The 25,701-nt window shown below is 56.6% G+C and carries 20 protein-coding genes; 12 read left to right on the forward strand and 8 right to left on the reverse strand.

What is annotated here, in order from left to right; all coding sequences use genetic code 11:
* Positions 1 to 52: 52 nt before the first annotated feature.
* Together H6F57_RS16865 and H6F57_RS16870 are read right to left on the reverse strand one after the other, a co-directional pair.
* Positions 53 to 415, reverse strand: coding sequence for a response regulator (locus H6F57_RS16865; RefSeq protein ID WP_073609379.1), 363 nt, complete (start codon positions 413 to 415; stop codon positions 53 to 55).
* A 116-nt stretch (positions 416 to 531) separates the two neighbouring features.
* Positions 532 to 1,434 carry an ABC transporter permease gene (locus H6F57_RS16870; RefSeq protein ID WP_190624875.1) on the reverse strand — a complete coding sequence of 301 codons (903 nt, stop codon included), beginning with the start codon at positions 1,432 to 1,434 and terminating at the stop codon, positions 532 to 534.
* Positions 1,435 to 1,692: 258 nt separating this feature from the next.
* Here H6F57_RS16870 and queG point away from each other — a divergent pair, with 258 nt between their 5' ends.
* A complete protein-coding gene (queG, locus tag H6F57_RS16875; RefSeq protein WP_190624876.1) occupies positions 1,693 to 2,661 on the forward strand; it encodes a tRNA epoxyqueuosine(34) reductase QueG in 969 nt (322 codons plus the stop codon).
* Between the two features lie 61 nt (positions 2,662 to 2,722).
* On the forward strand, positions 2,723 to 3,604 hold the full coding sequence (locus tag H6F57_RS16880; RefSeq protein ID WP_313933548.1) for a tetratricopeptide repeat protein: 882 nt from the start codon (positions 2,723 to 2,725) through the stop codon (positions 3,602 to 3,604).
* A 127-nt stretch (positions 3,605 to 3,731) separates the two neighbouring features.
* Here H6F57_RS16880 and ppk2 read toward each other — a convergent pair whose 3' ends face one another.
* Together ppk2 and alaS are read right to left on the reverse strand one after the other, a co-directional pair.
* Entirely contained in the window at positions 3,732 to 4,673 is a 942-nt protein-coding gene (ppk2, locus tag H6F57_RS16885) for a polyphosphate kinase 2 (RefSeq protein WP_190624877.1), read from the reverse strand.
* A gap of 38 nt (positions 4,674 to 4,711) precedes the next feature.
* A complete protein-coding gene (gene alaS / locus H6F57_RS16890) occupies positions 4,712 to 7,363 on the reverse strand; it encodes an alanine--tRNA ligase (protein ID WP_190624878.1) in 2,652 nt (883 codons plus the stop codon).
* Positions 7,364 to 7,793: 430 nt separating this feature from the next.
* Here alaS and H6F57_RS16895 point away from each other — a divergent pair, with 430 nt between their 5' ends.
* The 4 genes from H6F57_RS16895 (at position 7,794) to H6F57_RS16910 (ending at position 16,752) form a co-directional block, all read left to right on the forward strand.
* A complete protein-coding gene (locus tag H6F57_RS16895) occupies positions 7,794 to 8,066 on the forward strand; it encodes an acylphosphatase (protein WP_190624879.1) in 273 nt (90 codons plus the stop codon).
* A 351-nt stretch (positions 8,067 to 8,417) separates the two neighbouring features.
* A complete protein-coding gene (locus H6F57_RS16900) occupies positions 8,418 to 12,329 on the forward strand; it encodes an adenylate/guanylate cyclase domain-containing protein (RefSeq protein WP_190624880.1) in 3,912 nt (1,303 codons plus the stop codon).
* Between the two features lie 74 nt (positions 12,330 to 12,403).
* Positions 12,404 to 14,665, forward strand: coding sequence for a carotenoid oxygenase family protein (locus H6F57_RS16905; RefSeq protein ID WP_190624881.1), 2,262 nt, complete (start codon positions 12,404 to 12,406; stop codon positions 14,663 to 14,665).
* Positions 14,665 to 16,752, forward strand: a complete 2,088-nt coding sequence (locus H6F57_RS16910) for a carotenoid oxygenase family protein (protein WP_190624882.1) — start codon at positions 14,665 to 14,667, stop codon at positions 16,750 to 16,752. Before H6F57_RS16905 ends, H6F57_RS16910 begins: the two co-directional genes overlap by 1 nt.
* Positions 16,753 to 16,895: 143 nt before the next feature.
* Here the strand turns inward: H6F57_RS16910 and H6F57_RS16915 are convergent, their stop codons facing one another.
* On the reverse strand, positions 16,896 to 17,168 hold the full coding sequence (locus tag H6F57_RS16915) for an FtsW/RodA/SpoVE family cell cycle protein (protein ID WP_190624883.1): 273 nt from the start codon (positions 17,166 to 17,168) through the stop codon (positions 16,896 to 16,898).
* Between the two features lie 23 nt (positions 17,169 to 17,191).
* On the opposite strand from H6F57_RS16915, the gene H6F57_RS28075 reads away from it, so the two are divergent.
* The 4 genes from H6F57_RS28075 to H6F57_RS16930 all read left to right on the forward strand — a co-directional run bounded on the left by H6F57_RS28075 (position 17,192) and on the right by H6F57_RS16930 (position 20,349).
* Entirely contained in the window at positions 17,192 to 17,320 is a 129-nt protein-coding gene (locus H6F57_RS28075) for a hypothetical protein (RefSeq protein WP_277873705.1), read from the forward strand.
* A gap of 503 nt (positions 17,321 to 17,823) precedes the next feature.
* Positions 17,824 to 18,867 carry a hypothetical protein gene (locus H6F57_RS16920; RefSeq protein WP_190624884.1) on the forward strand — a complete coding sequence of 348 codons (1,044 nt, stop codon included), beginning with the start codon at positions 17,824 to 17,826 and terminating at the stop codon, positions 18,865 to 18,867.
* Positions 18,854 to 19,414, forward strand: a complete 561-nt coding sequence (locus H6F57_RS16925; protein ID WP_190624885.1) for a hypothetical protein — start codon at positions 18,854 to 18,856, stop codon at positions 19,412 to 19,414. The genes H6F57_RS16920 and H6F57_RS16925 overlap by 14 nt, the downstream gene beginning before the upstream one ends.
* A gap of 56 nt (positions 19,415 to 19,470) precedes the next feature.
* The gene (locus tag H6F57_RS16930) at positions 19,471 to 20,349 is read left to right on the forward strand and encodes a hypothetical protein (RefSeq protein WP_190624886.1); all 879 of its coding nucleotides are present in this window, start codon (positions 19,471 to 19,473) and stop codon (positions 20,347 to 20,349) included.
* A gap of 163 nt (positions 20,350 to 20,512) precedes the next feature.
* Here H6F57_RS16930 and rodA read toward each other — a convergent pair whose 3' ends face one another.
* The 3 genes from rodA to H6F57_RS16945 form a co-directional block, all read right to left on the reverse strand.
* Positions 20,513 to 21,772: a rod shape-determining protein RodA gene (gene rodA, locus H6F57_RS16935; RefSeq protein ID WP_190624887.1), complete on the reverse strand. Its 1,260-nt coding sequence runs from the start codon at positions 21,770 to 21,772 to the stop codon at positions 20,513 to 20,515.
* A 124-nt stretch (positions 21,773 to 21,896) separates the two neighbouring features.
* Entirely contained in the window at positions 21,897 to 22,961 is a 1,065-nt protein-coding gene (locus H6F57_RS16940) for an Mrp/NBP35 family ATP-binding protein (protein ID WP_190624888.1), read from the reverse strand.
* A 204-nt stretch (positions 22,962 to 23,165) separates the two neighbouring features.
* Positions 23,166 to 23,696 carry an SRPBCC family protein gene (locus tag H6F57_RS16945; protein ID WP_242024744.1) on the reverse strand — a complete coding sequence of 177 codons (531 nt, stop codon included), beginning with the start codon at positions 23,694 to 23,696 and terminating at the stop codon, positions 23,166 to 23,168.
* Positions 23,697 to 24,071: 375 nt separating this feature from the next.
* On the opposite strand from H6F57_RS16945, the gene hemF reads away from it, so the two are divergent.
* The gene (gene hemF, locus H6F57_RS16950) at positions 24,072 to 25,112 is read left to right on the forward strand and encodes an oxygen-dependent coproporphyrinogen oxidase (protein ID WP_190624889.1); all 1,041 of its coding nucleotides are present in this window, start codon (positions 24,072 to 24,074) and stop codon (positions 25,110 to 25,112) included.
* A 298-nt stretch (positions 25,113 to 25,410) separates the two neighbouring features.
* Entirely contained in the window at positions 25,411 to 25,701 is a 291-nt protein-coding gene (locus H6F57_RS16955; RefSeq protein WP_073609394.1) for an HU family DNA-binding protein, read from the forward strand.

Here is a 25,701-nt window from a genome sequence, read left to right on the forward strand (position 1 = left end):
CTGGCCAAGGGTGACTCCCTGTAACTTGGGTGAAGCTCTCGATCGCTGAGCCCTAGCGCAGTAGCTGCCTGACGGTGCTAATCATATCGGCAGGGCGAAAAGGCTTGGTGATGTAGGCATCGGCCCCCTGCTTCATACCCCAGTAGCGGTCGAACTCTTCGGCCTTGCTAGAGCAAATAATGACGGGAATATTTTGAGTGGCGGCGGTGTTTTTGATCCAGCGGCAGAGCTCGTAGCCATTCATGTTGGGCATGACAATGTCGAGCACCACCAAATCGGGAGGCGTCGCCTGAATCATCTCCTGGGCTTCTACGCCGTCTTTGGCTTCTACTACCGTTAGGCCCGCCTTAATCAGCAGTCCAGCGATCATTTCTCGCAGGGTTGAACTGTCATCCACAATTAGCACTGTACTCATACCGATGCCTCGCTGACGGTATGCAGACCGCCCATTGCTCCGTAGCTATTATGGCCAATTTGGGCAGACTCTAACACTTTATTTAAGCGGGGCATTGTAGAGGGTATGGGGAATAGCTATCGCAGCGAAAACTTGCGAACTGCCAGCAAGCTGCCCATTAACCCCACTAGAGTACCTAGCCCCAGCAGGGACGCAGGCAGCAAGATGAGCTGCTGGGGCGTTAGCCTCAGTCCCTGCACCACAAATTGAATAAAATCGGCCTGCTGAGTAGCCAGCTCGGTCAAGAAGCGCTGAATGGCAAACAACAATCCCCAGGCTACGGTGGCCCCGGCCAGACCAAAAGTGGCCCCCTGCAGAATGAAGGGCAGGTAGATCCAAATGCGGGTGGCCCCCACTAGCTGCATGACCTCGATCTCGCGCTTACGGGCCAGCACAATCAGGCGGATGGTGGTGGTGATGACGGCGGTGGCGGTGAGGGTGAGAATGGTGATCACAAATAGGCTGGTCCACTTGAGCCCGTCGTTGAGCTGGGCCAGGCGGGTGACGGCTTCGTCGACATAGCGCACCTCGTCAATGCCGTCGAGGCTTTGAAGCTGACTGGCGATCGCCGGTACTGATTCAGAATCTTTCGCTTTGACCTTGAGCTCGTCAACCAGGGGGTTGCCCTTGAGCTGGTCGGTGGCACCGGCAATGTCAGACAGGCCCAGGTCGGCCACCAGAGACGCCCAAGCTGCCTCCTTGGTCACTGGGGTAACCGCCATTACGTTGGGGAAGCCCTCGACTACCGGCTTTAGATCACTGGCCTGAAAGCCGCTTTGTAGATAGGCTGATACCTCAAGCTGGCTACCAAACTGGTTGAGCAGCCGCTCTAGCTGCCAGGTCGATTGCAGGCTAATACCAAATAAAAACAGCAGCACGGTGATGGTGCTGATGGCCGCCCAGTTCATCCAGCCGCCGCGCCGCAGCCCCAGAAAGGTTTCGCGCAGCAGGTAGTCGAACTTGGTGAAAAGCTTAAACATAAGCGCCCTTGCCTGGGTGAGTTGGGCTGTCGGTAATTGAACCGACAATAACAGATATAGAGGACAGCACCCGATGCCAACGCTAACTACAGCATGGTACAAACTATGCCCTGTTTATAGCCTTGTCAAGGGGCATTCGTGATTTGCAGCTTGGCTGCCCTGAGTGGGCTACTTTGGGCTGGGTCTTGAGCCACCTTTATAAGGGCTAGTCAGTAGCTAATATTAAAGGCATCTAGGATTTTGAGGATGGACTTGTAAATGGCTGAAGCGGCTGGTTTGCCCGATCGCCAGGCGGTGATTGACCAGGCTCTAGCCCTGGGATTTCACCTGGTGGGCATTGTTGCGGTGGAGCCCGAGCCGAGCCCGGCTGAAACCGCCGCCGTGGGTCACCTGCAAACCTGGCTCAACCAGGGCCACCAGGCCGATATGGACTGGATGGCAAACCCCAGACGGCAAGACATTCGCCAGGTGCTGCCGGGGGCGCGATCGCTGATCTGTGTGGCCCTCAACTACTACACCCCCCACCGCCATTCCGACGACCCGAGTCACGGCAAAATCTCGCGCTATGCCTGGGGTCGCGACTATCACCGGGTGCTGCACAAGCGCCTTAAGGCTTTGGCCGACTGGCTGACGACGGCTGGGGAGGGGACAATTCAAGTGCGCTACTACGCCGACACCGGCCCGGTGCAAGACAAGGCCTGGGCGCAGCAGGCGGGCCTGGGCTGGGTGGCCAAGAACGGTAACCTGATCACCCGCCAGTATGGTTCCTGGGTGTTTTTGGGGGAGCTGGTGACCACCCTGCCGTTAGCCCCAGACCCGCCCCACACCGCCCACTGCGGCACCTGCACCCGCTGTTTAGAGGCCTGCCCCACCGGAGCGATTACCCAGCCCTATGTGGTTGACGCCAACCGCTGCATTGCCTACCACACCATCGAAAACCGGGATGAGGCGCTGCCCGAGGCGATCGCGCCCCATCTGCAAAACTGGGTGGCGGGCTGCGATATTTGCCAGGATGTCTGCCCCTGGAACCAGCGCTTTGCCCAACCCACCACCGTCGAAGAATTTCGGCCTCGGCCTGAGAACCTGGCCCCAAACCTAGACGACTTAGCTAATCTATCAGAAGCGGACTGGGACAGCCGATTTCGAGCTTCGGCCCTGCGGCGCATTAAACCGGCCATGTGGCGGCGCAATGCCCAAGCCGCTCAGAAGTGGTCGGGTGAGCCTTAGCGCTGGCCCACAACCAACGTACACTCTATATAGTTCTGCTATCTAACCTGCGAAGTTTACCGTGCTAAAACGCTCTCTCCTGCCCTTGCTCACCCTCTGTGGATTGCTCGGTGCCACTCTGCCGGCCCACTCCCAGGCTTTGACCCCCTACGTGCTGCCCCTCGACTACGACCTGATGACCGAGCAGGGGCTGTTTCTCGCCAACGAGGCCCAGCAGCTGGCGGAGTTTCAGCAGTTTGGGCGAGCGCTGGCCCTGGCGCAGCTGGCGGCGCAGCTGGCCCCCAACGACGGCCAGGTCTTGGCCCTGCTAGGCGGGCTCTACTTGCAAAACAGCGAGGTTGATAAGGCGCTACCGCTGCTAGAGCAGGCCCGTAACCTGTTGCCCGAGAATGCTCGGGTGCTGTTTGCCCTGGGCTCGGCCTACCTTCAGCAAGAGAACCCTCAGCTAGCTTCTAGCTACCTGGAGCAAGGGCTACAGATTGAACCCAACAACCCCAGCGCTCTGTTTGACCTGGGCAACACCTACTTCAAACTGGGCCAATATCCTCAGGCGATCGCCCGGTTTGAGCAGTCGGTGGCGGCAGAACCCGATTTTTGGCCCTCGGTGAACAACATTGGCCTGGTGCTCTACGAGCAAGGCGAGGTTCAGCGGGCTGTGGAGTATTGGCGCTCTAGCCTGGAGCTGGCGGCCAACGAGCCCGAGCCGAAGCTGGCGATCGCAGCGGCCCTGAATGCTCAAGAGAACTGCGCCGTAGCCGTAGTCAGAGCCAGCAGCGCCGCTTGCCAAGAGGCCCTGCGCCTGGGCACCGAAGCCCTGGAGCAAGACAGCCGCTATGCCGACCTTGAGTTTTTGAAGACCAACCTCTGGGGCGATCGCCTGTTGACCTCTACCACCGCCTTCTTTGATGTGCCCGACATCAAAGCCTTGATCGCCGAACTGTAGACTGGCTTCGACTCCGCTTCACTACCGGTAGTGAAGCGGAGTCGTTTGTCTGCTAGACAGCCTGAGTGCCCGGCACTCGTTGCGAACGCCAACGCGCAGCGTCTCCCTTGAGGAGAAAGCCCCGTCGCTAGTAGCGCTGGGGCACAAAGAACTGCTCGTTGATCGGGGGGCGCTCATAGTTCTCCGGAGCGCTGCGGCGCGGAGGCAACTCCAAGGGGGCGGGGGTCATATCCACATAGTCGATCTTGCTAAGAACGTGGCTGATGCAGTTGAGCCGCGCTCGCTTTTTGTCGTCAGCCTCGACCGTAAACCAGGGTGCTTCGGGAATATTGGTGTGGGCAAACATGGTGTCTTTGGCTTGAGAATACTCCACCCAGCGATCGCGCGACTCTAGATCCATGGGGCTGAGCTTCCAGCGGCGGGTCGGGTCGGTAATGCGAGACTGAAACCGTCGCTCCTGCTCGTCGTCGCTCACTGAAAACCAGTACTTCAGCAGAATGATGCCCGATCGCACCAGCATGCGCTCGAACTCGGGGCAGGTGTGCATAAATTCGTCGTACTGGGCGTCAGTGCAGAAGCCCATGACATGCTCGACCCCGGCCCGGTTGTACCAGCTGCGGTCAAAGCAGACAATCTCGCCAGCGGCGGGCAGGTGGGCCACATAGCGCTGAAAGTACCACTCGGTTTTTTCGCGATCGCTCGGCGTCCCCAAAGCCACTACCCGGCAGCCGCGTGGGTTGAGCGGCTCGGTGAGGCGCTTAATAGTGCCACCCTTGCCCGCCGCATCGCGCCCCTCAAACAAAATGACGATGCGGGTGCCGGTGTGCTTGACCCAGTACTGCATTTTCACCAGCTCCACCTGAAGGCGAGCCAACTCTTTCTCATAGAATTTGCTGGTTAGCTTCGAGCTGCCTTCCGACTCAGAGATGTAGTGAAAGACAGGTGGCTCCAAGCCTTTCTCACGATCCTTTTTGCGCTGCTTGGCCTTCTTTTTGGCTTTTTTCGTCTTTTTAGATGAGTCAGAGTCCTCGGTGGTTCCGAGATCGGCTGAGGCTTTGCGTTCGCCCATGGGTTTTGCCCTGATAGACTGCCGCTATGAGCTTAGCGCTAGACTAGCGTCTCTAGCAGCTGCGCCTTGGCACTTGCTAACGCTTCGGGGAGTTTGCTGGCGTCGCGTCCGCCCGCCTGGGCCAAGTTGGGCCGGCCGCCACCGCCACCGCCAGTGAGCTTGGCAATGCCGCCGATGAACTTGCCCGCTTGCAGCTTTTGCTCAATCACTTCTGGGCTGAACGCGGCGACCAGGCTGACTTTTTCGGGTTCGGGAACGGAGCCTAGCACGACCGCTCCAGCTCCCAGCTTTTGCAGTAGGCGCTCGGCGGCGGTTTTGAGGGCTTCGGCGCTGACGCCTTCTAGCTCGGCCACAATAACTTTGAGGGAGCCCACAGCTTCAGCACTGTCGAGCAGCTGGTCAGACTTGAGCACCGCCATTTCAGACTTCAGCGCCTCTAGCTCTTTTTGAGCGGTTTTGAGGTCGGTTTGCAGGGTGGTGACGCGATCGCTCAGCTCCTCAGGCTTGGCCTTAAAGCGATCGCTCAGATCCCGCACTACGGCATCGCGCACGTTTAGATACTCCAGCACGGCAGGGCCAGCGACGGCCTCAATGCGGCGGGTGCCCGAGGCCACCCCGGCCTCAGAGATAATCTTGAACAGGCCAATCTCAGCGGTGTTGCTGACGTGGGTGCCGCCGCACAGCTCCATTGACACGCCGGGGAAGTCGATGACGCGCACCTCAGCGCTGTACTTTTCGCCAAACATGGCGATCGCGCCCTTAGCCTTGGCCTCTTCCAGCGCCATCACGGTGATCTCCCCCTGGTGCCCCTCGGCAATCCAGCTGTTCACCTGTTCTTCGACCTGCTGCACCTCGTCAGCCGTCAGCGCACGGGGGCAGTTGAAGTCAAACCGTAGGCGATCAAAGGCGACGAGGGAACCGGCCTGGGAAATATCGGGGTCGACCAGCTTTTTCAGCGCTGCTTGCAGCAGGTGCGTGGCGGTGTGGTTGGCCTGGGCGCGACGACGGCAGGCGCGATCGATCTGGGCGGTGACTTGATCGCCCACCGCCAGCGCACCCCGCTCAACCCGGCCAAAGTGAACGAAGAAGTCGCCGTCTTTTTTGACATCGTGGACGCGAATCAGCAGGTCATCGCCGGAGAGGTAGCCGCGATCGCCCACCTGACCGCCCGACTCCGCGTAGAAAGGCGTCTGGTTGAGCACCACCTGCCCTTCCTGCCCCGCCTCAATGCGATCCACCGACTTCCCGCCGACCAGTAGCGCCTCCACTTTGCTGGCGCTAGTGGTGTCTTTGTAGCCCAAAAACTCCGTCGAGTGAATGTGTTCAGCTAGGCTGTCGAGGCTGCCCTGCACTGTCAGGTCAATGGTTTCGTGGGCGTCCTTAGAGCGCTGGCGCTGTTCTTCCATCGCCGTCTCAAATCCGGCGGCGTCTACCGTGAGGCCCTGCTCTTCAGCAATTTCTTGAGTTAGCTCTAAGGGGAAGCCGTAGGTGTCGTAGAGCACGAAGGCATCGGTGCCCGAAATTTGCTGGGTCTTCGAGCCGCTCTCTCGCTTGAGAATGTCGGCCAGCAGCTTCTCGCCCCGCTCCAGGGTTTCGAGAAAGCGAGATTCCTCGCGATCGAGTTCGGCTTTAATGACCGTCTCGCGCTGCCGCGTGTTGGGGAATGGTTTTTCCGCCAGCTGAATGGCACTTTCCGCCACCTTGCTAATGAACGCGCCCTCAATGCCGATTAGTCGCCCATGGCGCACCACCCGACGAATTAGCCGCCGCAGAATGTAGCCCCGACCCACGTTGGAGGCGGTAATGCCGTCGGCAATCATGTGAACAACAGCGCGCACGTGGTCGCCGATCACCTTTAGCGAAACCTTGGTCTTCTCGTCAGATTTCCCGTAGTCCAAACTGGCCAGCCCCGCCGTCGCTTCAATGATGGGGAAGATCAGGTCGGTTTCGTAGTTGTTGGGCACCTGCTGCAAAATTTGGGCCATGCGCTCTAGACCTAGGCCGGTGTCAATGTTCTGGTTTTGCAGCGGCGTCAGGTTGCCCTCGGCATCCCGGTTGTACTGCATAAACACCAGGTTGTAGAACTCGATGAAGCGCGAGTCGTCCTCTAAATCAATTTTGTCGTCGCCCAGCTCAGGGTGGAAGTCGTAGTAGATCTCAGAGCAGGGACCGCAGGGGCCGGTGGGGCCAGAGGTCCAAAAGTTGTCGGCCTCATCCATGCGCTGGATGCGGTAGGCCGGAATGCCGATCTGGTCGCGCCAGATAGCAAAGGCATCGTCGTCTTCGCGAAAGACGCTAACTATCAAGCGATCGGCGGGGAGTTTGAATACTTCGGTGGAAAGCTCCCAGGCCCAGGCGATCGCCTGCTCCTTAAAGTAGTCGCCAAAGCTGAAATTGCCGAGCATCTCAAAAAAGGTGTGGTGGCGCGCGGTGCGGCCCACGTTCTCAATGTCGTTGGTGCGAATGCACTTTTGCGAGGTGGTGGCGCGATCGACATCCGCCGGGCGCTGGCCGAGAAAGATCGGCTTGAAGGGCAGCATGCCGGCGATGGTGAGCAGCACCGTGGGGTCTTCGGGCACCAGGGAAGCGCTCGGTTTAATGGCGTGCCCCCGCGCCGCATAAAACTCCAGAAACGTCTGGCGAATCTCTGCGCCGGTCATCGTAGTGGAAGGGGTGGGGGACTTTGCCATGGAACGGGGGAAAGGGTGGGTGAGTAGGTGGGTGGATGGGTAAGGGGGTGGTCAACTGTAGGGTGCATCGCGTTGCGGATGCACCATCTAGCGGATCTTCGCCAGAGTAGGCATTCAAGGCAGGGGAAATGATAAACCTCACCTGAACTTAACTTGACTTCCAAAGTTGAATATTCAACTTTCAGGTTGAATATTCAACCTTACCTGAATTTCTATTTTGACCGATGATTGCAGATTGCGAAGCTAACCGGGTCAGATATTTGTGCAGGAGGGCGCGATCGCATCAATCTCGGTATCGGTAGCCCTCAGCCCGCTCGACTGAGGGCGCATTTCTAGACAGCGGTTGCGATCGCCAGGGCCAGAGGGGTCTGGGGTAGAGCAAACGCGCTATGCGAAAATCTTGGCGTGATCAACCTACAGACCAGGGGCTATGGAAAAAATTCGAGCGGTGATTCATGGGACTGTGCAGGGAGTTGGGTTTCGCTATCACACCTGCCAGACAGCCCAACAGCTGAAGGTTAAAGGCTTTGTACGCAACCAGCCAGATGGCACTGTTGAAATTGTGGCAATGGGTACCAGCGACCAGCTAAAGGCCCTACTGCACTGGGCTCATCAGGGACCAGTGGGTGCCCGAGTTACCCAGGTAGAGACTGAACCTTATACAGGATCAGCTCATTTTGACGGGTTTACCATTGAGCGCTAGCCGCTGTGTCTAAATGTTTATCAGCGCCGATCGCCCGTGGCTCAGCTGCGGATCTTTGCCAGAGTAGCTCGCTATTCAGGGCAGGGTGAGTAATCAACTTTGTTCAAGCGCCCAATGTTTTTCGGGGGGATGGTTTTCTAGCTGGATAAACCTGCCTCAACCTGGGCGATCGCTGTTTCTAGCCAGGATGTCTAGTTAGGCTGGGTGCCCACTGATGAAGTTATAACTCCCAGGCAGTCGAAAATTCCTGCGGCAAGGGGTAAAGGTATACTCAGACCGAAACCCCAGCAACGGCAATTTTACTGGTAAGGCAGGTTCGAGATTTTCATCAGAGAAAATTGACTGGATTTTATGGACTCTCCCCATCCTTCCCACGTTCTCAAAAGCTATATTCCCTCTCTGTTAATTAGTCAGATTGCAATAACCCCTGATCAGCCGCTACAGGCTTTTGAGCAACAGCGTGGTGCCGTCATGCTGGCTGATATTTCGGGATTTATGACCCTGACGGAACACCTGGCGCGGCAGGGGCCTGCTGGGGTAGAGGTGCTGACAGAGCGGCTAAATGCGTTTTTTGGCGAACTGATTGACCTAATTACTGCCCACGGTGGGGATGTAATCAAGTTTGCTGGCGATGCATTACTCAGTTTCTGGTCTACTGCGACCCACGGCGAGTCGCTAGAAACGGTAACCCAGTGGGCGGCCCAATGTGCGATCGCAATGCAGGAGTATCTCGAAAATACCTCCGTAACCGGAGGCAAAGCGTTGTCGCTGCGGATTGGGCTGGGCTCCGGCAATACCCGAATTGCCTTGGTAGGCAATGCCAGCGAATGGAAAGAGCTGGTGTTCGCGGGCGATCCGCTGGCACAAATGGGTGCGGCGCAGCGGCAGGCTCGTCCCCATGAAGTGGTGCTGTCGCCCGATACCTGGACCCTGTTGCAAGGCCAGGCCCATGGCACCCGGCTTGAGAGTGGGTTCGTGCGCCTCGACTCATTGGCCCACGCCCCAATTGCCTGTCGCCCGTTGCCGCCCACGCCCCCGATTGACCCGATTGAACACCTGTTGCCCTACATTCCCAAAGTCCTGCAAGCTCAAGTTCAGGGCGATCGCACTCAGTGGGTATCAGAACTGCGGCGCATCACGGTGCTATTCATCAATTTTCCCGACTTCGATTACGCGGCCGCCAATGCCTACGACCTGCTGCAACGCGTGATGACAGAGATCCAGCAGATCCTCAATGATTACGGCGGCGTGTTCAACAAATTTCTAGTTGATGATAAGGGCAGTACCCTAATCGCCGGGTTTGGCATACCGCCCGCAGCCCATGAAGATGATGCCGTGCGAGCGGTACGGGGGGCCATGGCGCTCCACGATCGCTTGAGAGCGCTGGGAGTAAGCACCAGCATTGGAATCACGACTGGCCGGGTTTACTGCGGTGTGGTGGGCAGTAATATTCGCCGCGAATATACGGTGCTGGGCGATACTGTCAATTTGGCTGCTCGGCTGATGCAGGCCGCCAATGGCAAAATTCTGTGCGATCGCTCCACCTATGATGCCGCCATCAATCTCTCGTTTCTGGCGCTGCCGACGATTCGGGTAAAGGGAAAAAACCGGGCGATCGCCGTTTTTCAACCCCAAGTCCCCAAAACCGGCGATTCGTGGGTGAACTCCGCCATTCCTTCAGTGCCGCTCCCCCGTACCGCCCTGATTGGCCGCAATCCACAGCGGCAAAACTTCCTACAAAAGCTAGACCAACTGCAGCGGGGCACGGGCGCTCTAGTGCTTTTGGAGGGGGAACCCGGCATTGGCAAGTCGTCGCTGCTAGAAGATTTTCTCAAGCAGCGCGATCGCGTTCAAGTCGGCTGGCTCTGTGGCACTGGCACAGCAATTGAACAATCAAAGCCCTACCATGCCTGGCAGTCAGTGCTGGCGGCTGCCCTGCAGCTGAATCCGCTCGACCCATTGCCCCAGCAGCAGCAGGCGGTACTCGATCAGCTTCAGAACCATCCCAAAGCGATGCAGCAGCTCGCGCCTCTGCTCAACGGGATCCTTCCGCTAAATCTACCCGAGACCGAAGTAACCCGGGCCCTATCGGGCCAAGAAAAAGCTCAAAAAACCCGTGAACTCTGCGTTCAGATCTTCCAGGCGCTAACTGCGTCTGTACCAATGGTACTGATCCTCGACGATGCCCACTGGCTCGATTCGGCATCCTGGGCGCTGACCTTGGCGGTGGCACAGCAGGTGTCGTCGCTGGTTTTGATTGTGTCCACCCGACCCCTGATCGACCCCACTCCAGAGGCGACCCAGTTTATGCGGCTCCCCACGCTTGAGCATCTCAAGCTCGAGCCGCTCCCCCACGACGATAGTCTAGAGCTCGTGCGGCAGCGCCTAGGGGTGTCTACATTACCACCGGAACTGGCGCAACTGCTGCAAACCAAGGCCCAGGGCAATCCATTCTTTAGCGAGGAACTCGTTTGTTCGCTGCAGGAACGAGATCTGATCGTGGTCCGAGACGGGGTTTGTACCCTCTCGCCTGAGGTGAAAGACTTCAGCGAAATTTCTATGCCAGATACGATTCAGGGGGTGGTTACCAGCCGGATCGATCGCTTGCCCATCGAGCAGCAGCTGACGATCAAAGTGGCCAGCGTGATTGGGCAGGTCTTCTCTTACCGCATTCTGCGCGAAGTTTACCCGATTGAGTCAGATCGTCCCGGCCTCTCTAACCATTTGCAAACCCTAGAACGGGTGAGCATGACGTTTTTACACAGTCAGGAGCCCGAGCAGACCCACTCATTCAAGCATCGGATTGTGCAGGAAGTGGCCTACAACCTGATGCTGTTCTCCCAGCGCCGTAAACTGCATCGCCTGGTGGCCGAGTGGTATGAGCAAACCTACCGAGACGACCTGACCCCGTTCTACCCTCTGCTCGCCCACCATTGGCATCTGACCGAGGATGCCCAGAAGGCCATCGTCTACTGTGAACGCGCTGGACAGCAGGCGATGGCTACCGACGCCCACATTGAAGCTATCAATTTCTACTCAACGGCGCTCGAGATGGTAGAAAAGATGCCCGAAACCCTAGATCGCCATGCCCTAGAGCTGCGTCTGCGGCTGGCGCTAGGGACCCCTCTAACGGTGGCGAGGGGCTATGGCGCTCCCGAACTGATACAAAACTTTATGCGAGCCCGAGACCTGTCAAAACAGCTTGGTCCTACCGCCGACTTCTTTCCGGTGCTGTGGGGGTTGTATGCAGCCCACGTGGGCCAAGTGGATCTCCCCACGGCTCTGGTCCTGGCTCAGGAAATGCTGGATTTGGCCGAGCGCAGTGGCGCAGCGGTGCTGCGGCTCCATGCCCATCATGCGTTGGGGGCGGTGCATCTCTACCTGGGTGAACTTCTGGTTGCCCAGCACCACCTAGAGCAGGGATTTGCTCTCTACGACCCAGTGCTGCACGCCAGTAGAGGCAAGATTTACGGCCAAGACCCCGGCATCAGCTGCCTCAACTTGCTGGCCACGGTGCTGTGGTTGCGGGGAGACTGCGAGCGCGCCCTCCAGGCCAGTCAGCAGGCCCTGGCCATGGCTGAAGCCAGTAACCATCCCTTTACACTCACCATGGTCATGCTCTACGCCGCCAATCTCCATCGCTACCGCGACGAGGCAGAGGCCACCCTGGCGATGGCCCAGCAGACCATTGCCATTTCGCAAAAGCTGGGCTTTATCTTTTGGACACCGCTGGCTAAGTTTTTGCAGGGCTGGGCCGAGTTTAAGCTGGGCAACGCCGCCGGGCTGGCCCAAACCCAAGCTGGCCTAGACGGCTATCTCAATATGGGCAATAAGCTCAACCAACCCGACTGGCTTGGCTGCATAGCGACGATGTATTCTGAGGCTGGCCAGATTCACAACGAACAGACGTTTTTGCAAATGGGCATCAAGCAGGCCGAGCAGACCGGTGAGCACCTGTGGTTGGCCGAGCTCTATCGACTGCAGGCAGAGTATTTAGCTAAGACTGCCGCCGCGCCGGCGACGGTGGAGGGTTGGTTGCATCGGGCCCTGGCGATCGCCCAGCGGCAGCAAGCTTACTCGCTGGAGCGCCGGAGTCTGCTCAGCTATAGTCAGTTTTGTCTCGATCAAGGCGAGATTGACCAAGCGCGATCGCACCTGAACCAGCTCGATCTGGCGAACCCTGAGTTCAATCCTGGCGACTTGCGCTGGGCCCAGGCGCTGCAACATCGGCTTGAGGGCGCTGTATCGGTATCTGAGCCTTGAATCTTGTTTAGGAATGCGAGTTATCAGAATTTGTGCCTTAAGATGGCGGCAGAGATCGCTTAGAGCTTGCCTTCATGACGTTTACGGCTCCCGATACCGATCAGGCTTCCCCAAGATCTCCTCGGTTTCCCCGCTCCATTTTTTCGGTCAGTCGTGCCGAAGTTGACCATGTCTCCTTCGTTGTAAAGCAGGGCCTTACCGATCAAGACACCATGCTGGATGCGGGGCTGGCGGGCTACCTATTTATTCTTGGCCCTGCCGGCAGTTTAGATTCCCCCTGGGATCCCCATCATCCCTGTCTGTTGCACCCCACCCAAGACGGCTACACGCCGCTCTACAACGGCGATGGCATGGTGTATCGGATTCAGTTTGATCAAGGGCGGGCATATCTCAAAACCAAGCTTGCCCAATCGGCAAGCTACATCGCCGATGAAATCGTTCACAACAACCCGAACTACCCCAATCTCAATTTCGCCAACTTTGGCATTGCCCGGAACTCAATTTACCTGGGGGCCTCTACTCAGCTCAGCGTCACCCTGACCCCCGTAAGGTTTGACGACAATACTCCCTATCGCCTGCTGCTATCGGTAGATATGGGCCGCCCCCACGAAATCGATCCGGTCACCCTAGAGATAGTGCAGCCGATTGGGCTGAATCGCGAATGGCAGGCTGTCAACCCACTGTTTGCCAATTTCCCCTTTCAGTTGGCGATGAGTTGCGCCCATCCGAGCTTTGACTTTGAGCGCAAAGAGCTCTACACCATCAATCTGGGGCGATCAATTTCCGGCTTTCTGCCGACGCTGCGGCAGGTCTTGAGGCATATTCCAGGGCTGCCGCATATTGCAAAGCCCCCAGCAGCAGTCGGCTCGGCCGATCCACTCCAGGCTCCCAAACAGGTCTGGCATCAGCTCTGGCACTGGTTCAGCGACGGAGTCGAAAGTCTAATTCGCACCGGCTCTGATCAAGCCCAGGCGACCCAAGACACCTGGCAATCGATTGTGCAACTAATCGATGCCATTGACGACGATGACTACGTAGAACTGCTGCGCTGGCGAGGGGCGGAGTCGGGCGGCGAGGGCGATCCCCTCTGCTTCGATCGTTGGAAGATTGTGCTGGAAGACGGCCGCCCGCTCCAGATCAAGCAAACGCTGCATCAAATGTGGGCGACCAAACACTTCATTGTCCTGATCGATACAGCCTTTAAAATTTCTCTCGAAGAGCTGCTGCCCTTTGAACAGAGTGAAATGATCGGCGAAGTCGAAGAGCTGTTTCGGGATTTAGCCGACAATTCTCAGCTTGCCGATACCCCTGTCTATATCATTCGACGCGATGATCTTGAAGCGCCCTGGCAAAGTAACCCCCAACCCCGCACGGTGACGGCGCGACAACTGACTATTCCCCGCGAGATTGCACACTATGTGGTGGAGTACGAAGACAAGGACGGCATCGTACTCCACACCGTGCACAGCTGTGCCACCGATGCCGCCGAGACCATTCGCCATTTTGATCGCTCCGCCTTCGGCGACCCCAATACGCCTCTGTTAGCCGGTATGCTGTGCGACGGCATGGACATCAACTGGATCGGTAGCTACGTGATCAACCCCAATGGGGAAGGAGAGGCCGCCCTCAAACCCTGTTTGATCAAGCAAGACTACTGCTGGGGTGACCCGGTTTATGCCTACCGCAACATGACCTTGGAACCCTCGGCGCAGGTCGATGATATGTACTGGGTCTTTTTTGGGGGCTGGGAAGAACTGCTCTCAGACTATGTTTCAGATCTGTACAGCGACTATAAATACCGCACGGTCGGCGTTGAAGCTGCCCGGCAGGCCAACCGTGACGGGCAGGCGGCAACGCTGTGCCATGTTCATATCGACCGCCACCTCAATGGTGATCAAGGTTTAGAGCTCAAGCTGTCTACCCCAGACGCCTACACCTTTCCCCCCGGTCATTTTGCCAACTCACCGCAGTTTATTCCGCGCCAGGACGGGGATGGTGGTCCTACCGATGGTTACATTACCTGCTTGGTCTTCTCGGCACCGGGCGAGGCTGACCACGGCAAGGAAATTTGGATTTTTGATGCGGCCCACCTGAGCCAGGGTCCGAAGTATCGCCTGTGCAGTGATCAGCTCAACTGTGGTTTTACTATTCACACCACCTGGCTACCCGAGATTGCCTCGCCGCCGCCCAATCACTACAGCGTGCGAGACGATTTTGAACCGCTAGTTTCCACACTGGTCGAGCGATATCAGCAGTCTTGGCTGTCAGGCCATCACCACATCGCCACCCAACTGCGGGCTCTCTTCGATCAGATTTACCAGCGGTTTCAAGCCTAATGCCCACTGAATCTACCTGCTATCAATCGGTTCCCCAGGCTATTCTCACAGCCAGTCGTGTAGAGCTCACCGATATCGCCTTGAATGTGTTGGAGGGTAGCCTGCCCTCCGATATTTACGGCCATTGCTTTACCGTCGGTCCGGTGGGATCAGTTGACTCCGGTGAGTTACCCTACCTCGACGGCAGCCCAGTCTTCAACGGCGATGGCATGGTCTACCGCTTAGACTTTGACTCCTCTGATACGGCTCGTATCACCACCCGCCTGGCGAAAACACCCTGCTTCTATGCCGATCGCGCCACCCACGCCAACAACCAGTACGCCCCCTATCGGTTTCAAAATCACGGGCTTTCAAGGTTTTCTCTAGCCCTGGGCATGCGCAACCAGCTGAATACGGCGCTGTTGCCCTTTCGGTCTGCAACCGACGATCGTGATCGCCTCTTGCTCACCTACGATGCTGGCCGCCCCTACGAGATCGACCCGCTCACCTTAGATGTTGTCACCCCCGTGGGGTCAAACCAAGAGTGGCGGCCCGAATCATCGCTGTTGACGCCGTTTCTGCCAGTACTCACCACCGCCCATCCCTGCTTCGACCCGATTACCCACGAAATTTTGACGGTGAACTATGGGCGATCGCCTGCCAGCTTTTTAGAGACCATTCCGCCGCTTGAGGCCGCAGCGGAGCTGCCCAGTGTGCTAGCAGCTTGGTTAGAGGCGATCGCCCGACTGTTTCGGCTAGAGTTGCCCTTCAAGTTCCTGTTGGCTACCCTGGCTACGCTTTCGGCTGACAGTTGGGCCTTTTGGCTGCGCCAATTTGAGGCTCTGACCTTGATCAAAATGGATGACTTTGTCTATCTGGTGCGCTGGGATGGAGAGGGAGACCTAGAACGGTGGCGGTTGGTTCTCCCCGATGGTTCTCCCGTCAAGATTCACCAAAGCCTTCACCAGATTGGCATTACAGAACACTATGTGGTGCTGGTTGATACCGCCTTTAGTATCGGGCTAGCAGAAGTGTTGAATAATCCTGTGCCTGCAAACCAGCCTCTAGAACGAGAAATTCGTCACCTCTTAGCTGGGGCCCCATCGCCGGATTCAGTCGTATATCTGGTGCGGCGAGAGCACCTACACCATGGGCAGATACCAGCCAAGGCTGAACTAGAGGCCAAGGTTACAGCGCAAAAACTCGTGATTCCCCGTGAAGTGTTGCATTTTGCTGTCGATTATGACGATGCCGCCGGGGATCGGATCAGGATACACATGGGGCATGTCTGTGCCTCCGATGCCGCCGAATGGCTGCGCGACTACGACCAGTTGGCGACTGACCCAAGTCTGTCGCCACCCTCGCGCCTCAAGGGCATGCTGCTTTACGAAACTGATATCAGCGTACTTGGGCGCTACGATATTGATCCTCACACCGGGCAAATTTTGGCGTCGCAAACCCTCTGCCAAGATCCAGAGACCTGGGGCGTGGCCCTTTATACTTTTCGCGATGCCTTGCCGACGGTGCATCAGCCTCAGACCGTAACCCAGATGTACTGGTATGCTGGCGGGCTGTTTCCCGAGTTGTTGACGGAGTTTGTGGTTAATCTGTTTGAGGATTACCGCTATCGGGTGGTGTCGGTGCCTGAGCTGCTGCACATCGTGGCGGATAACCAAGGCAAACCCACCTGTCTCTTTCGGCTCGATACCCAATCGATGGCGATCGCCGATACCTACCAATTTCCCTGCTCCCTCGATGCCAGCACCCAGGGCTATTTAATCAACTCACCGCAGTTTGTGCCCAAGGTCAACAGCCCCGCCGATGATCCCACCGCTGGATATCTGATCTGCCACGTCTTTGAGGGCGATCGCCCCCAGATCTGGATCTTTGATGCCAGCCATCTCAGCCAGGGCCCGGTCTGTAAGTTAGACCATCCTTCCCTGAGCTTTGGCTTCACGCTACATACGGCCTGGCTGCCGACTCTGCAACCCTGCCCCGCCAACTACACCATCCCAGCCCGCGAGGACTATGAACCTCTCTTGGCCCATAAAAGCCAAGCGATTCAAGCATTGTTTGACCAAGAGGTGTTCCCCCATTGCGATGTCTAGGGCACGCATCCCTAGGTTCATATCTCTGCCAAAGCCGTAGGAGTAATCATCAACGTTGCCTGCGGCTCAGTGGTATTACAGTTGTAGATAAGTTTGTGCCATCCAGCATGGCTCTACCTACAACTAGGCATACTCAACCTAATTTATCTACAACTGTAATACTGAAACACAACCATTGCCAGCAAGCCAATCACGATTAGCGAACCAAAATTATCCTTGGCGTTTTGGGCAATAATCACCAGGCGAAAGCAGATCAGCCGGTAAGCCAAAATCACCACCATTGACCCGACAAAGCCCCACTCCTCGCCAATGATCAAAGGGATAAAGTCAGTGTGCTGCTCTGGAATGAAGTTGAGCTGGGTTTGTAAGCCTTGGCCCAGCCGATGGCCCCAGATCTGTTTGCTGTGCTTAGCCACTTTGTATTTTGGTACGTACTGCCATGGAGATTATTGGCGCACTGCTGGCGCTTCGCATCGTGGGTGCCTCTCATCTCATGCAAGACGAGCGCTTTAACGAAGCCAACTTTGTCACTCTCATCATCGAAGCTTATAAGAAGAACCTAGCGTGACCGTTGAAACCTAGGCAAAAGTAGCGTTAGCAAGGGGGTTAGGGTTGGTCGTGGAGCGCAACCATAGGGCAATGCGTGAAGCGATGCACCGCTATCCCGACAGCGAAGATTCTATTGAATAACGTCAATGCCTAACCTAGAGATTGCTGCTATCAGATTGCCTTTGGCGCGATTAATGGACATTAGCTAACGGTCTGGGCATCTGCGGGCTGCTCTTCGAACCTAGGTCAAAGCGATCGCCGCCTCTCTACCCGTGCGATCTACCCCTTTAGATTATTTTATCTACCTCCATAGTTTCATCAAGGTCGCCACTGAGCTTGATAGGGTGACAGTGAATTCAAACGGTAGCAAAGAGCAGCTAGAAACCCCCTACCTAGCACCTTTGTATCCTTTCGCTCTTGAGGTGAGAAAAAGTTAGTTTTGTTTCGAATTCATAACAATTACTGACACCATCATCAATCAAAAGCACCACTCAAAAATCACCAACAAAATCAGGAGTCTCTATGAATAGCGAGCGACAATTCACAACCCAAAATCAGACCGATGCCCAGCCCCCCAGCCCTGAGGCAAATTTTTCACCCACCGTCAAGGTTCATGGTGAAGTGCCTCCAACCAACGTCTATGAGGTAGAGGCCAAGCCCACGATCGACACCGAAGTCAAAACCGAAGTGAAACCAGAGCAGAGCCCGCCCCAGCCGCCTCAGGAGAGCCAGTCTAACCCAACGCTGACCAGGCTATTGGTTGGCGGCCTAGTGGGCGGAACCCTAGGCACACTGGCTGCTGCTCTAGCCAATCGCAAAACCTCTGCGGGTTTTAACCACAGCGCCCGAGGGGTAAGCCGCGCCCTTCAAACCATTGGTGTGGGCCTCGGTCAGGCTGCCCAAGGGGTCGGTGTCGCAGCCAGGAGCGTGGCTGAGGGGGCAACCTATGCCGTAGTGGGCTCAGCCCAAGACGCTGCCCAGAGCATCACGACAGGAACCCAACAGGTAAAATCGACTACTTCCGACGTTGTGCATACCACGACGGAGAAGGTGAACCAAACGGTTAAGGGCGCAGCAGCGGGCATTACCGAAGGGGCTCAACAAGTAAAGACAACTGCGGCTGAAGCCGTTCAGTCTACGACTGAGCAAATTAACCAAACTGTTAAGGACATTGCTGAGGGCATCACCGAAGGGGCTCAACACGCAAAGACAACGGCGGCTGAAGCCGTTCAACCTGCGGCTAAAGCCGTTCAACCTACGACTGAGCAGATTAACCAAACTGTTAAGGACATTGCTGAGGGCACTCAGCACCCAACGTCTGACGGTTCAGCGGTTGAAGGACCTGCTGTAGAAATGAGTGACGTATTAGATGTCATTGAAGCCGAGACTGTCAATCTTGATGACTGGAAATCAGAGGCTGAAATTCAAAATGATGTAGCCAATTCCACCTCATCCACCGATTTTGTCACCGAAGAAATCACGATTTCTCCCCAACCCTATGCCTCTCCAGAGGTTGAGACTGCCCGCCTTAATGACAGCCAAGGAGAAAATAGTGCCTACATCTAATGATGAAGCTGTCACCGCCGGGAACGGGAATCAGATTTCCCCAATAATCGAGGATGGGTCTAATTCCTCTGATCAAAACGTCACTCCTAACAGTCAGGCGTTTACCAAGGTGGCCATTGGGGCTTTGATAGGGGCCACTCTAGGGGGCATTGCCGGCGCCCTAACCAACAGAGGTGTTGTCGATCGCATCAACACCTCTGTGCGAGGGGTTGGCAATACCGTCAGAAAAACGACTGCTGGAATTGACGAAACCGTTAAAGGCGTAGGCGATGCGGTTCAAAGTGTTGCGGTTGGGGTCAATACGACAGCCAAGGAGATCAACGAAGCGGTGCGAGAAACGGCTGAGGGGATTAGCGGAACTGTAAAAAGCACCGTTAATACTGTGCAGAGCACTGCTGATGATGTTCAGGAGACAGTTGGCAGTACGGTAAACACCGTTAAAAGCGTAGTGGAGGAAACTACTGCGTCTGCCAATCTGGCACCGGATGCCGATCAGGCAACGCTCTATAAGCTAGTTCCTGTGACTGGCAGTAAACCCAATGCCTAACTCCGAGCAACAAAGGGCACCCAAATGAACCCTATAGGCATTGCAGGAGGTTGATTATGAGCTGGCTATCTCGACTGTTGATCAGAAAAAAAGCGCCAAGCTGTCAGCCGACGGCAGCCTCGCCGGTTTCCCCAAGCCCACCACCCGAGTCGATGGCTCAGGTGGTGGTTGAGGAAACCATTATGGCGGTGGCGAAATGGTTGGTCAGTCTGGTGAATCGAACTATGGAAACGCAAGCGTCTTCGCCAAAACCAGAGCCACCCCCCCCGGCCAATCCAGCTGAGGGGCAGGTGGTGAGTGACGACACTCCACCGGTAGAGACCGAGCAAGCGAGTGCGGTAGACCAACTGCTGGCAAAGTTTAGCGGTTTGATTGAGGAAGCCTGCGATCGCACCCAGGCGATCGCTCTGCTTGAAGGCCGTCTTCAGGAGCTTGAATCTACCCTGCAAGCTACTCCAGACTGGCAAGACTCTATTCAGCTTCTCAATCAAGCGGTGGTCAAACTCGATAGCCGCCTCAGTCAAGTAGAAAACATATTGCAACAGGTTGACCTAGGCACCATTTCAGAGACCTTGGCGATCTCTCTGGAAAATGAAGCCTACCTTCAGCAGTGGGCACAAACCTCAACCCAGCAAATCGCTGAGTTTAGCGTGCGCTTAAACACTATCGAAACCACAGCTGAAACAACAGAGGAGCAACATCGCGCCAATCTGCATCAAATATTTCAGGCAATTCAACCTACAGTTCAACAAACAGCGGCCCTTGAAGGGCGCCTTTCCCGTTTAGAGAAAATAGTCACTCGATTGAGCCTAGTGCCTAAGTTTGTAGAGAGCAACTGCCGCTCCATTGCCACCCTGCAAAATTATGTTAAGCAGGCTAAGGGCAGCCCAGTTTTGAGTGGAAACGGAAACGGTAGTCACAAGCAAAAGCTGTAGGCAAAACTAGCCAGGCCAAACCCTGATGGAGCGTCTCATAGAGGCGGTTCTAAAGTTTGCCGCTTTTTACAGAACTGGGGCGATCGCCTCGGTTGCTAGGTTTGAGCGCTGATAGGTTTCTCTGGCAGGATGAAGGTGAAAATTGGGAGTAGAAGCGATCGCCCTAATCTGTAAACTTTAGTCGATGGCGAAAGTTTGCCACTGACTCCACCATGCCCAGGGCAATAAAATTTGTCAGCAGCGCCGATCGCCCATAGCTCAGCCATGGCAGGGGAATGCCTGTAATCGGTGCCAGACCCATAGTCATGCCAATGTTGACCACCACCTGAAATACGATCATCGCCAGCACGCCAATCACCAGCAGTGAGCCAAAGTCATCCTTGGCATTTTGGGCAATAATCACCAGGCGAAAGCAGATCAGCCAGTAGGCGAGAATCACCACCATTGACCCCACAAAGCCCCACTCTTCCCCCACCGCCGAAAAAATAAAGTCGGTGTGCTGCTCAGGAATAAAGTTGAGCTGGGTTTGCGTACCTTGCCCCAGACCCTGACCCCAGAGTTTGCCTGCCCCAATGGCTATGCGCGACTGAATCAGGTGGTAGCCGCCCCCGAGCGGATCTTTATCAGGGTCGAGAAACAGCACCAGGCGATCCTTTTGGTAGTCTTCTAAAAGGCCCCAAACCACATCCCCAAGTTTGCCCGACACCAGATTGATCGCCGTAGCTACCACGGTACTAAACCAGCGCCAGGGCAGCGTAAACCAGGCAATCAACCCCATGGCCAGGCTCCACACCAGCCAGCCGGGCAGCAGCATGTGAAACATAATCGCCGCCACCAAGGGCGATATAAACAGTACCAGCCAGCCGGGGTTGCAGTTGGCCCAGTAGAGCATCGCCAGAGCAATGGCCCCAAACACCAGCGAAGTCCCGAGGTCAGGCTGAATAAAGACCAGCAGCCAGGGCAGCACAATGACGGCGATCGCACTGCCGACCCCCCAGAGGGTAGAGGCATCGCGGGAGCTGAGCATCGCCGCCAGGGTAATAATGACGCTCAGCTTGGCAAACTCCGAGGGCTGCACGTAGAAGCTACCGACGGCGATCCAACTCTGGGCACCCCCGCCCACGGTGCCGATAAACATGACTGCCACCAGCAGCAGATTGACAATGCCGTAGATAATCCACTGCCAGTTGCGCAGATGTTCGTAGCGGCTGCGGGCCACCCACAGGGCAAGGCCCAGACCAATCACCCCCAGCACGACATGGTTTAAGCCATAGTGGCTGTCATCGGTGTTGCGCTGAATGCTGTGAATGACAACCGCCCCAAAGGCGGTAAGCGCCACGGGCAGCGCCACCAGCACCCAGTCGACACCCTGCCAGCCCGCCGCCAGCGATCGCCACTGCTTTTGCGCGTCGGTTAAAAACATTGCCGTTGCCTACCAGTTCGCCCAATCGATTATGACAAGAACAAGCGTTAGAAGGTGCAGGATATAGGGTTCAAGGTGCAGGGGAACACCTTAACCCCTATACCTTCTACCCTAAACCCCAAACCTAAGGCGCCAACGCCGCTACCGACACCCGAGCCGCTACCTGCTGGGCCATAGCCCGCAGCGCTTTGGCGCTCTCCGAATCGGGGTGCTGCACCACAATGGGAATGCCCGCATCGCCGCCCTCGCGCACTGCCATCTCTAAGGGAATGCAGCCTAACACCGGCAGATCCAGCTCCTTAGACAGCAGCTCGCCACCGCCAGAGCCAAAGATGTCGTAGCGCTTCTCCGGTGCGTCAGGAGGAATAAACACGCTCATGTTTTCGACAATGCCCAGCACCGGCACCTGGAGCTGCTGGAACATTTTCAGCCCCCGGCGAGCGTCAGAGATCGCCACCGACTGGGGGGTAGAGACAATCACCGCCCCGGCCATGGGCACTGCCTGGGCCAAGGTGAGCTGGGCATCGCCCGTGCCGGGGGGTAAATCCACAATCAAATAGTCCAGCTCGCCCCACTCTACCTGGTAGAGAAACTGTCGAATAATGCCGTTGAGCATCGGGCCGCGCCAGATCACCGGCTGGTCGCGATCGATTAAAAAGCCCATCGACACCATTTTGACGCCGTGGTTAAAGGCGGGCTCTAGCACTTCGCCCTGCTTGACTACCACCTGAGCCTCGGTCAGGCCCATCATAATCGGCGCGTTGGGGCCGTAGATATCGGCGTCGATCAGCCCGACCTTTGAGCCCATTTGTGCCAGGGAAACAGCCAGGTTCACGGCTACGGTGCTTTTGCCCACACCGCCCTTGCCGCTAGAAACCGCAATGATATTTTTGACGCCGCCAATGCCGGTGCGATCGGGTAAGGCTTTTTGCTGAGGCGTCTCGGCGGTGACATCCACCTTGACTGTCTCCACCCCCGGCAGCGATCGCACGGCTTTCTGACAGTCTTCCACGATGAATTCGCGCAGGGGGCAGGCGGGGGTAGTCAGCACCAGGGTGAAGCTCACGGTGCCGTCTGCGATCGCCACATTACGGATCATATTGAGATCGACCAGGCTCTTTTGCAGCTCCGGGTCTTGCACCGGGCGCAGCACGTCTAATACAGAAGCTTCGGAGAGGGTTAGGCTCATGGAGTTGAGGGCGGTGGGCCAGCGAATAGGGACGTCTACAACAAGACAGCTTTAAATCACCAACTTTTGGCGACCAGGGTTGGCAATCCGTAGGGTGGGCACTGCCCACCGCTGCTCATCTCGCAGGTCACGAGACAGAGCAAACCATTCCCTATCTTAAGCTGCCCGTCCCCCCTTGAGCACAAGTGCCTAGGGTAAGCGATGCTACCAGACTTGAAAGCGAGAGTTTGGCCCACTGAGCAGATCGGGGTGCTCGGCAGCTTCGGCCAGGGCTGACGCCACCTTGGCGGCGTAGGGGCGCAACAGCGACCAGGCCAAAGGCGACAGCCACCCTCGCAGGGTGACCGAGTAAGAAATCTGAGTGCCCCGTACGGTAGATTTGAGATGGTAGGTAACGCGCTCTTCCAAGCCGGGAATGGGCAGCACCCGCACGCTAATCAGCTCATGGGGCTGCACCCGTTCCACAAAAATCTTCACTGGAATGGGGCAAATTTTGGTGAATGCCCGATAGATTAGCCCTGGTTTGGGTTTGAGACCCTGGGGCGCATTGGTGCTGGTCAGCAGTGGGTGCCAAGAGACATCAGCCAGGTTCATAATCGTCTGCCAGAGAGTCTCGACCGAGGCAGTGCTGACAATTAGGTAAGACTTCTCCAACTGCTGCTGCACCTGCACCCAGCTATGGATCAGGTGTAGCAGGGTCAAAAACGGGCGGGGGAAACGCTCAACGCTAAACATGGCAACGACCTCCATCGCTAGCTTCCCAGGGAGATACCCGAGGGCTGTGGCCGGTTAAGGAAGTTGACAAGACGATCATGGCGGGCGTTACGGGGGCAAAAAGCTGGGCTAGGCCGAACTGTCGTTACAGAACGTTGCGTTTCTAAACATTTTTCTCAACCTGGCGGATGAGGTTGGTGTTGGGTCGGGTTTCACGGTAGCGTGTGAAAACTGGGTACCGTGAATGGTGTTGCCTCAGGCCAAATTGCCTAGACGGCCATCGGGCAAAATGCAGGCAGCGGGAGAACAATGGATCCGCCAAGCCTTGCTTAGGCCATTCCACAGTGTGACATATTCGACCCGGTGCCGACATAACATATTGTTTTCTCCACGCCCATGACCACCACCCCTGTATCTAAGCCCGCTGCTGCCGCCACTGCACCTCCGGCCGATTCTCGCGATCGCGTCAGCGCCATGCTGAAGCAGCTGCAAGACAGCATTTGTGACAAGCTAGAGGCCCTCGATGGCGGTGCCCAATTTCAGCAAGACGCCTGGGAGCGGCCTGAGGGCGGCGGCGGGCGATCGCGCGTGATTAAGCAGGGCAATATCTTTGAGCAGGGCGGCGTTAACTTTTCTGAAGTGTGGGGCGACCACCTGCCGCCGTCGATTTTAGTGCAGCGCCCCGAGGCGGCGGGCCATCGTTTTTATGCCACTGGCACCTCGATGGTACTGCACCCCCGCAACCCGTTTATTCCGACGGTGCACCTCAACTATCGCTACTTTGAGGCCGGCCCGGTGTGGTGGTTTGGCGGCGGCATTGACCTCACCCCCTACTATCCCTTTGACGAAGATGTGGTGCACTTCCACCAGACGCTGAAACAGACCTGCGATCGCCACAATCCTAATTACTACCGGGTCTTCAAACCCTGGTGCGACGAGTACTTTTACCTCAAACACCGGGGCGAGACTCGGGGTGTGGGTGGCATTTTCTTTGACTACCAGGATGGTCAGGGCATGCTCTACCGAGGCCCTGACGCAGGCAAAGCTGCCGACCAGACCAGCCAGGGCATTGGCGAACTGCCTTCCCGCAACTGGGATGATCTGTTTAATTTCTCCCGCGACTGCGGCAATGCCTTTCTGCCCGCCTACGTGCCCATTGTCGAGCGCCGCCATGCTACGGAGTACAGCGACCACCAGCGGCAGTTTCAGCTCTACCGTCGGGGCCGCTACGTCGAGTTCAACCTGGTGTACGACCGGGGCACGATCTTTGGTCTGCAAACCAACGGGCGCACCGAGTCAATCTTGATGTCGCTGCCCCCGCTAGTGCGGTGGGAGTATGGCTACACCCCTGAGCTAGAAAGCCCCGAAGCACGCCTGTACGACGTCTTTCTCAAGCCTCAGGACTGGGTCAACTGGTCGGGCAGCCCTGCCAGCTAAGCTCTGGCTCAACCCCTGTATCCCTTGGCAGACATGGGCTTTGAACATTGCCCTAGGCCGCTTAGCAGCAGTGGTCTAGGGCTTTTAGTTGTTTAGATTTCTTAAAAAACCCCGAAATCCACATAAATTAAAGCTTTTGGCGATCCACTTTCCCAGTGATGCCCTTAGAATGGGGCAGTGAAATTCTGAATTGACAGGGGTTTCAGCCGTTTTGGCTGCCGGGGCCGTTGTACGTGCTCTGGGTCTATCGTCAAATTGCGGCTGCTATCCCAGTGTTCTTTGCCCATAGGAGACAGTTATGAACAAAGCTGAACTCGTTGATAAGGTGGCTGAGAAAGCCTCTGCCGGCGATAAGTCTATGACCAAAAAAGACGTGGACTCGGTGATTACGGCCACCATTGACGCCATTATGGAAGCTGTTGCTACAGGCGAAAAAGTTACCCTAGTAGGGTTTGGCTCCTTTGAGCGCCGCGAACGCAAAGAGCGGGAAGGGCGCAACCCCAAAACCGGCGACACCATGGTGATTCCGGCGACCAAGGTACCTGCGTTTTCTGCTGGCAAACTGTTCAAAGAAAAAGTGGCCAAGTAA

Source organism: Leptolyngbya sp. FACHB-60, from assembly GCF_014695775.1.
Taxonomy (GTDB): domain Bacteria; phylum Cyanobacteriota; class Cyanobacteriia; order Phormidesmidales; family Phormidesmidaceae; genus Nodosilinea.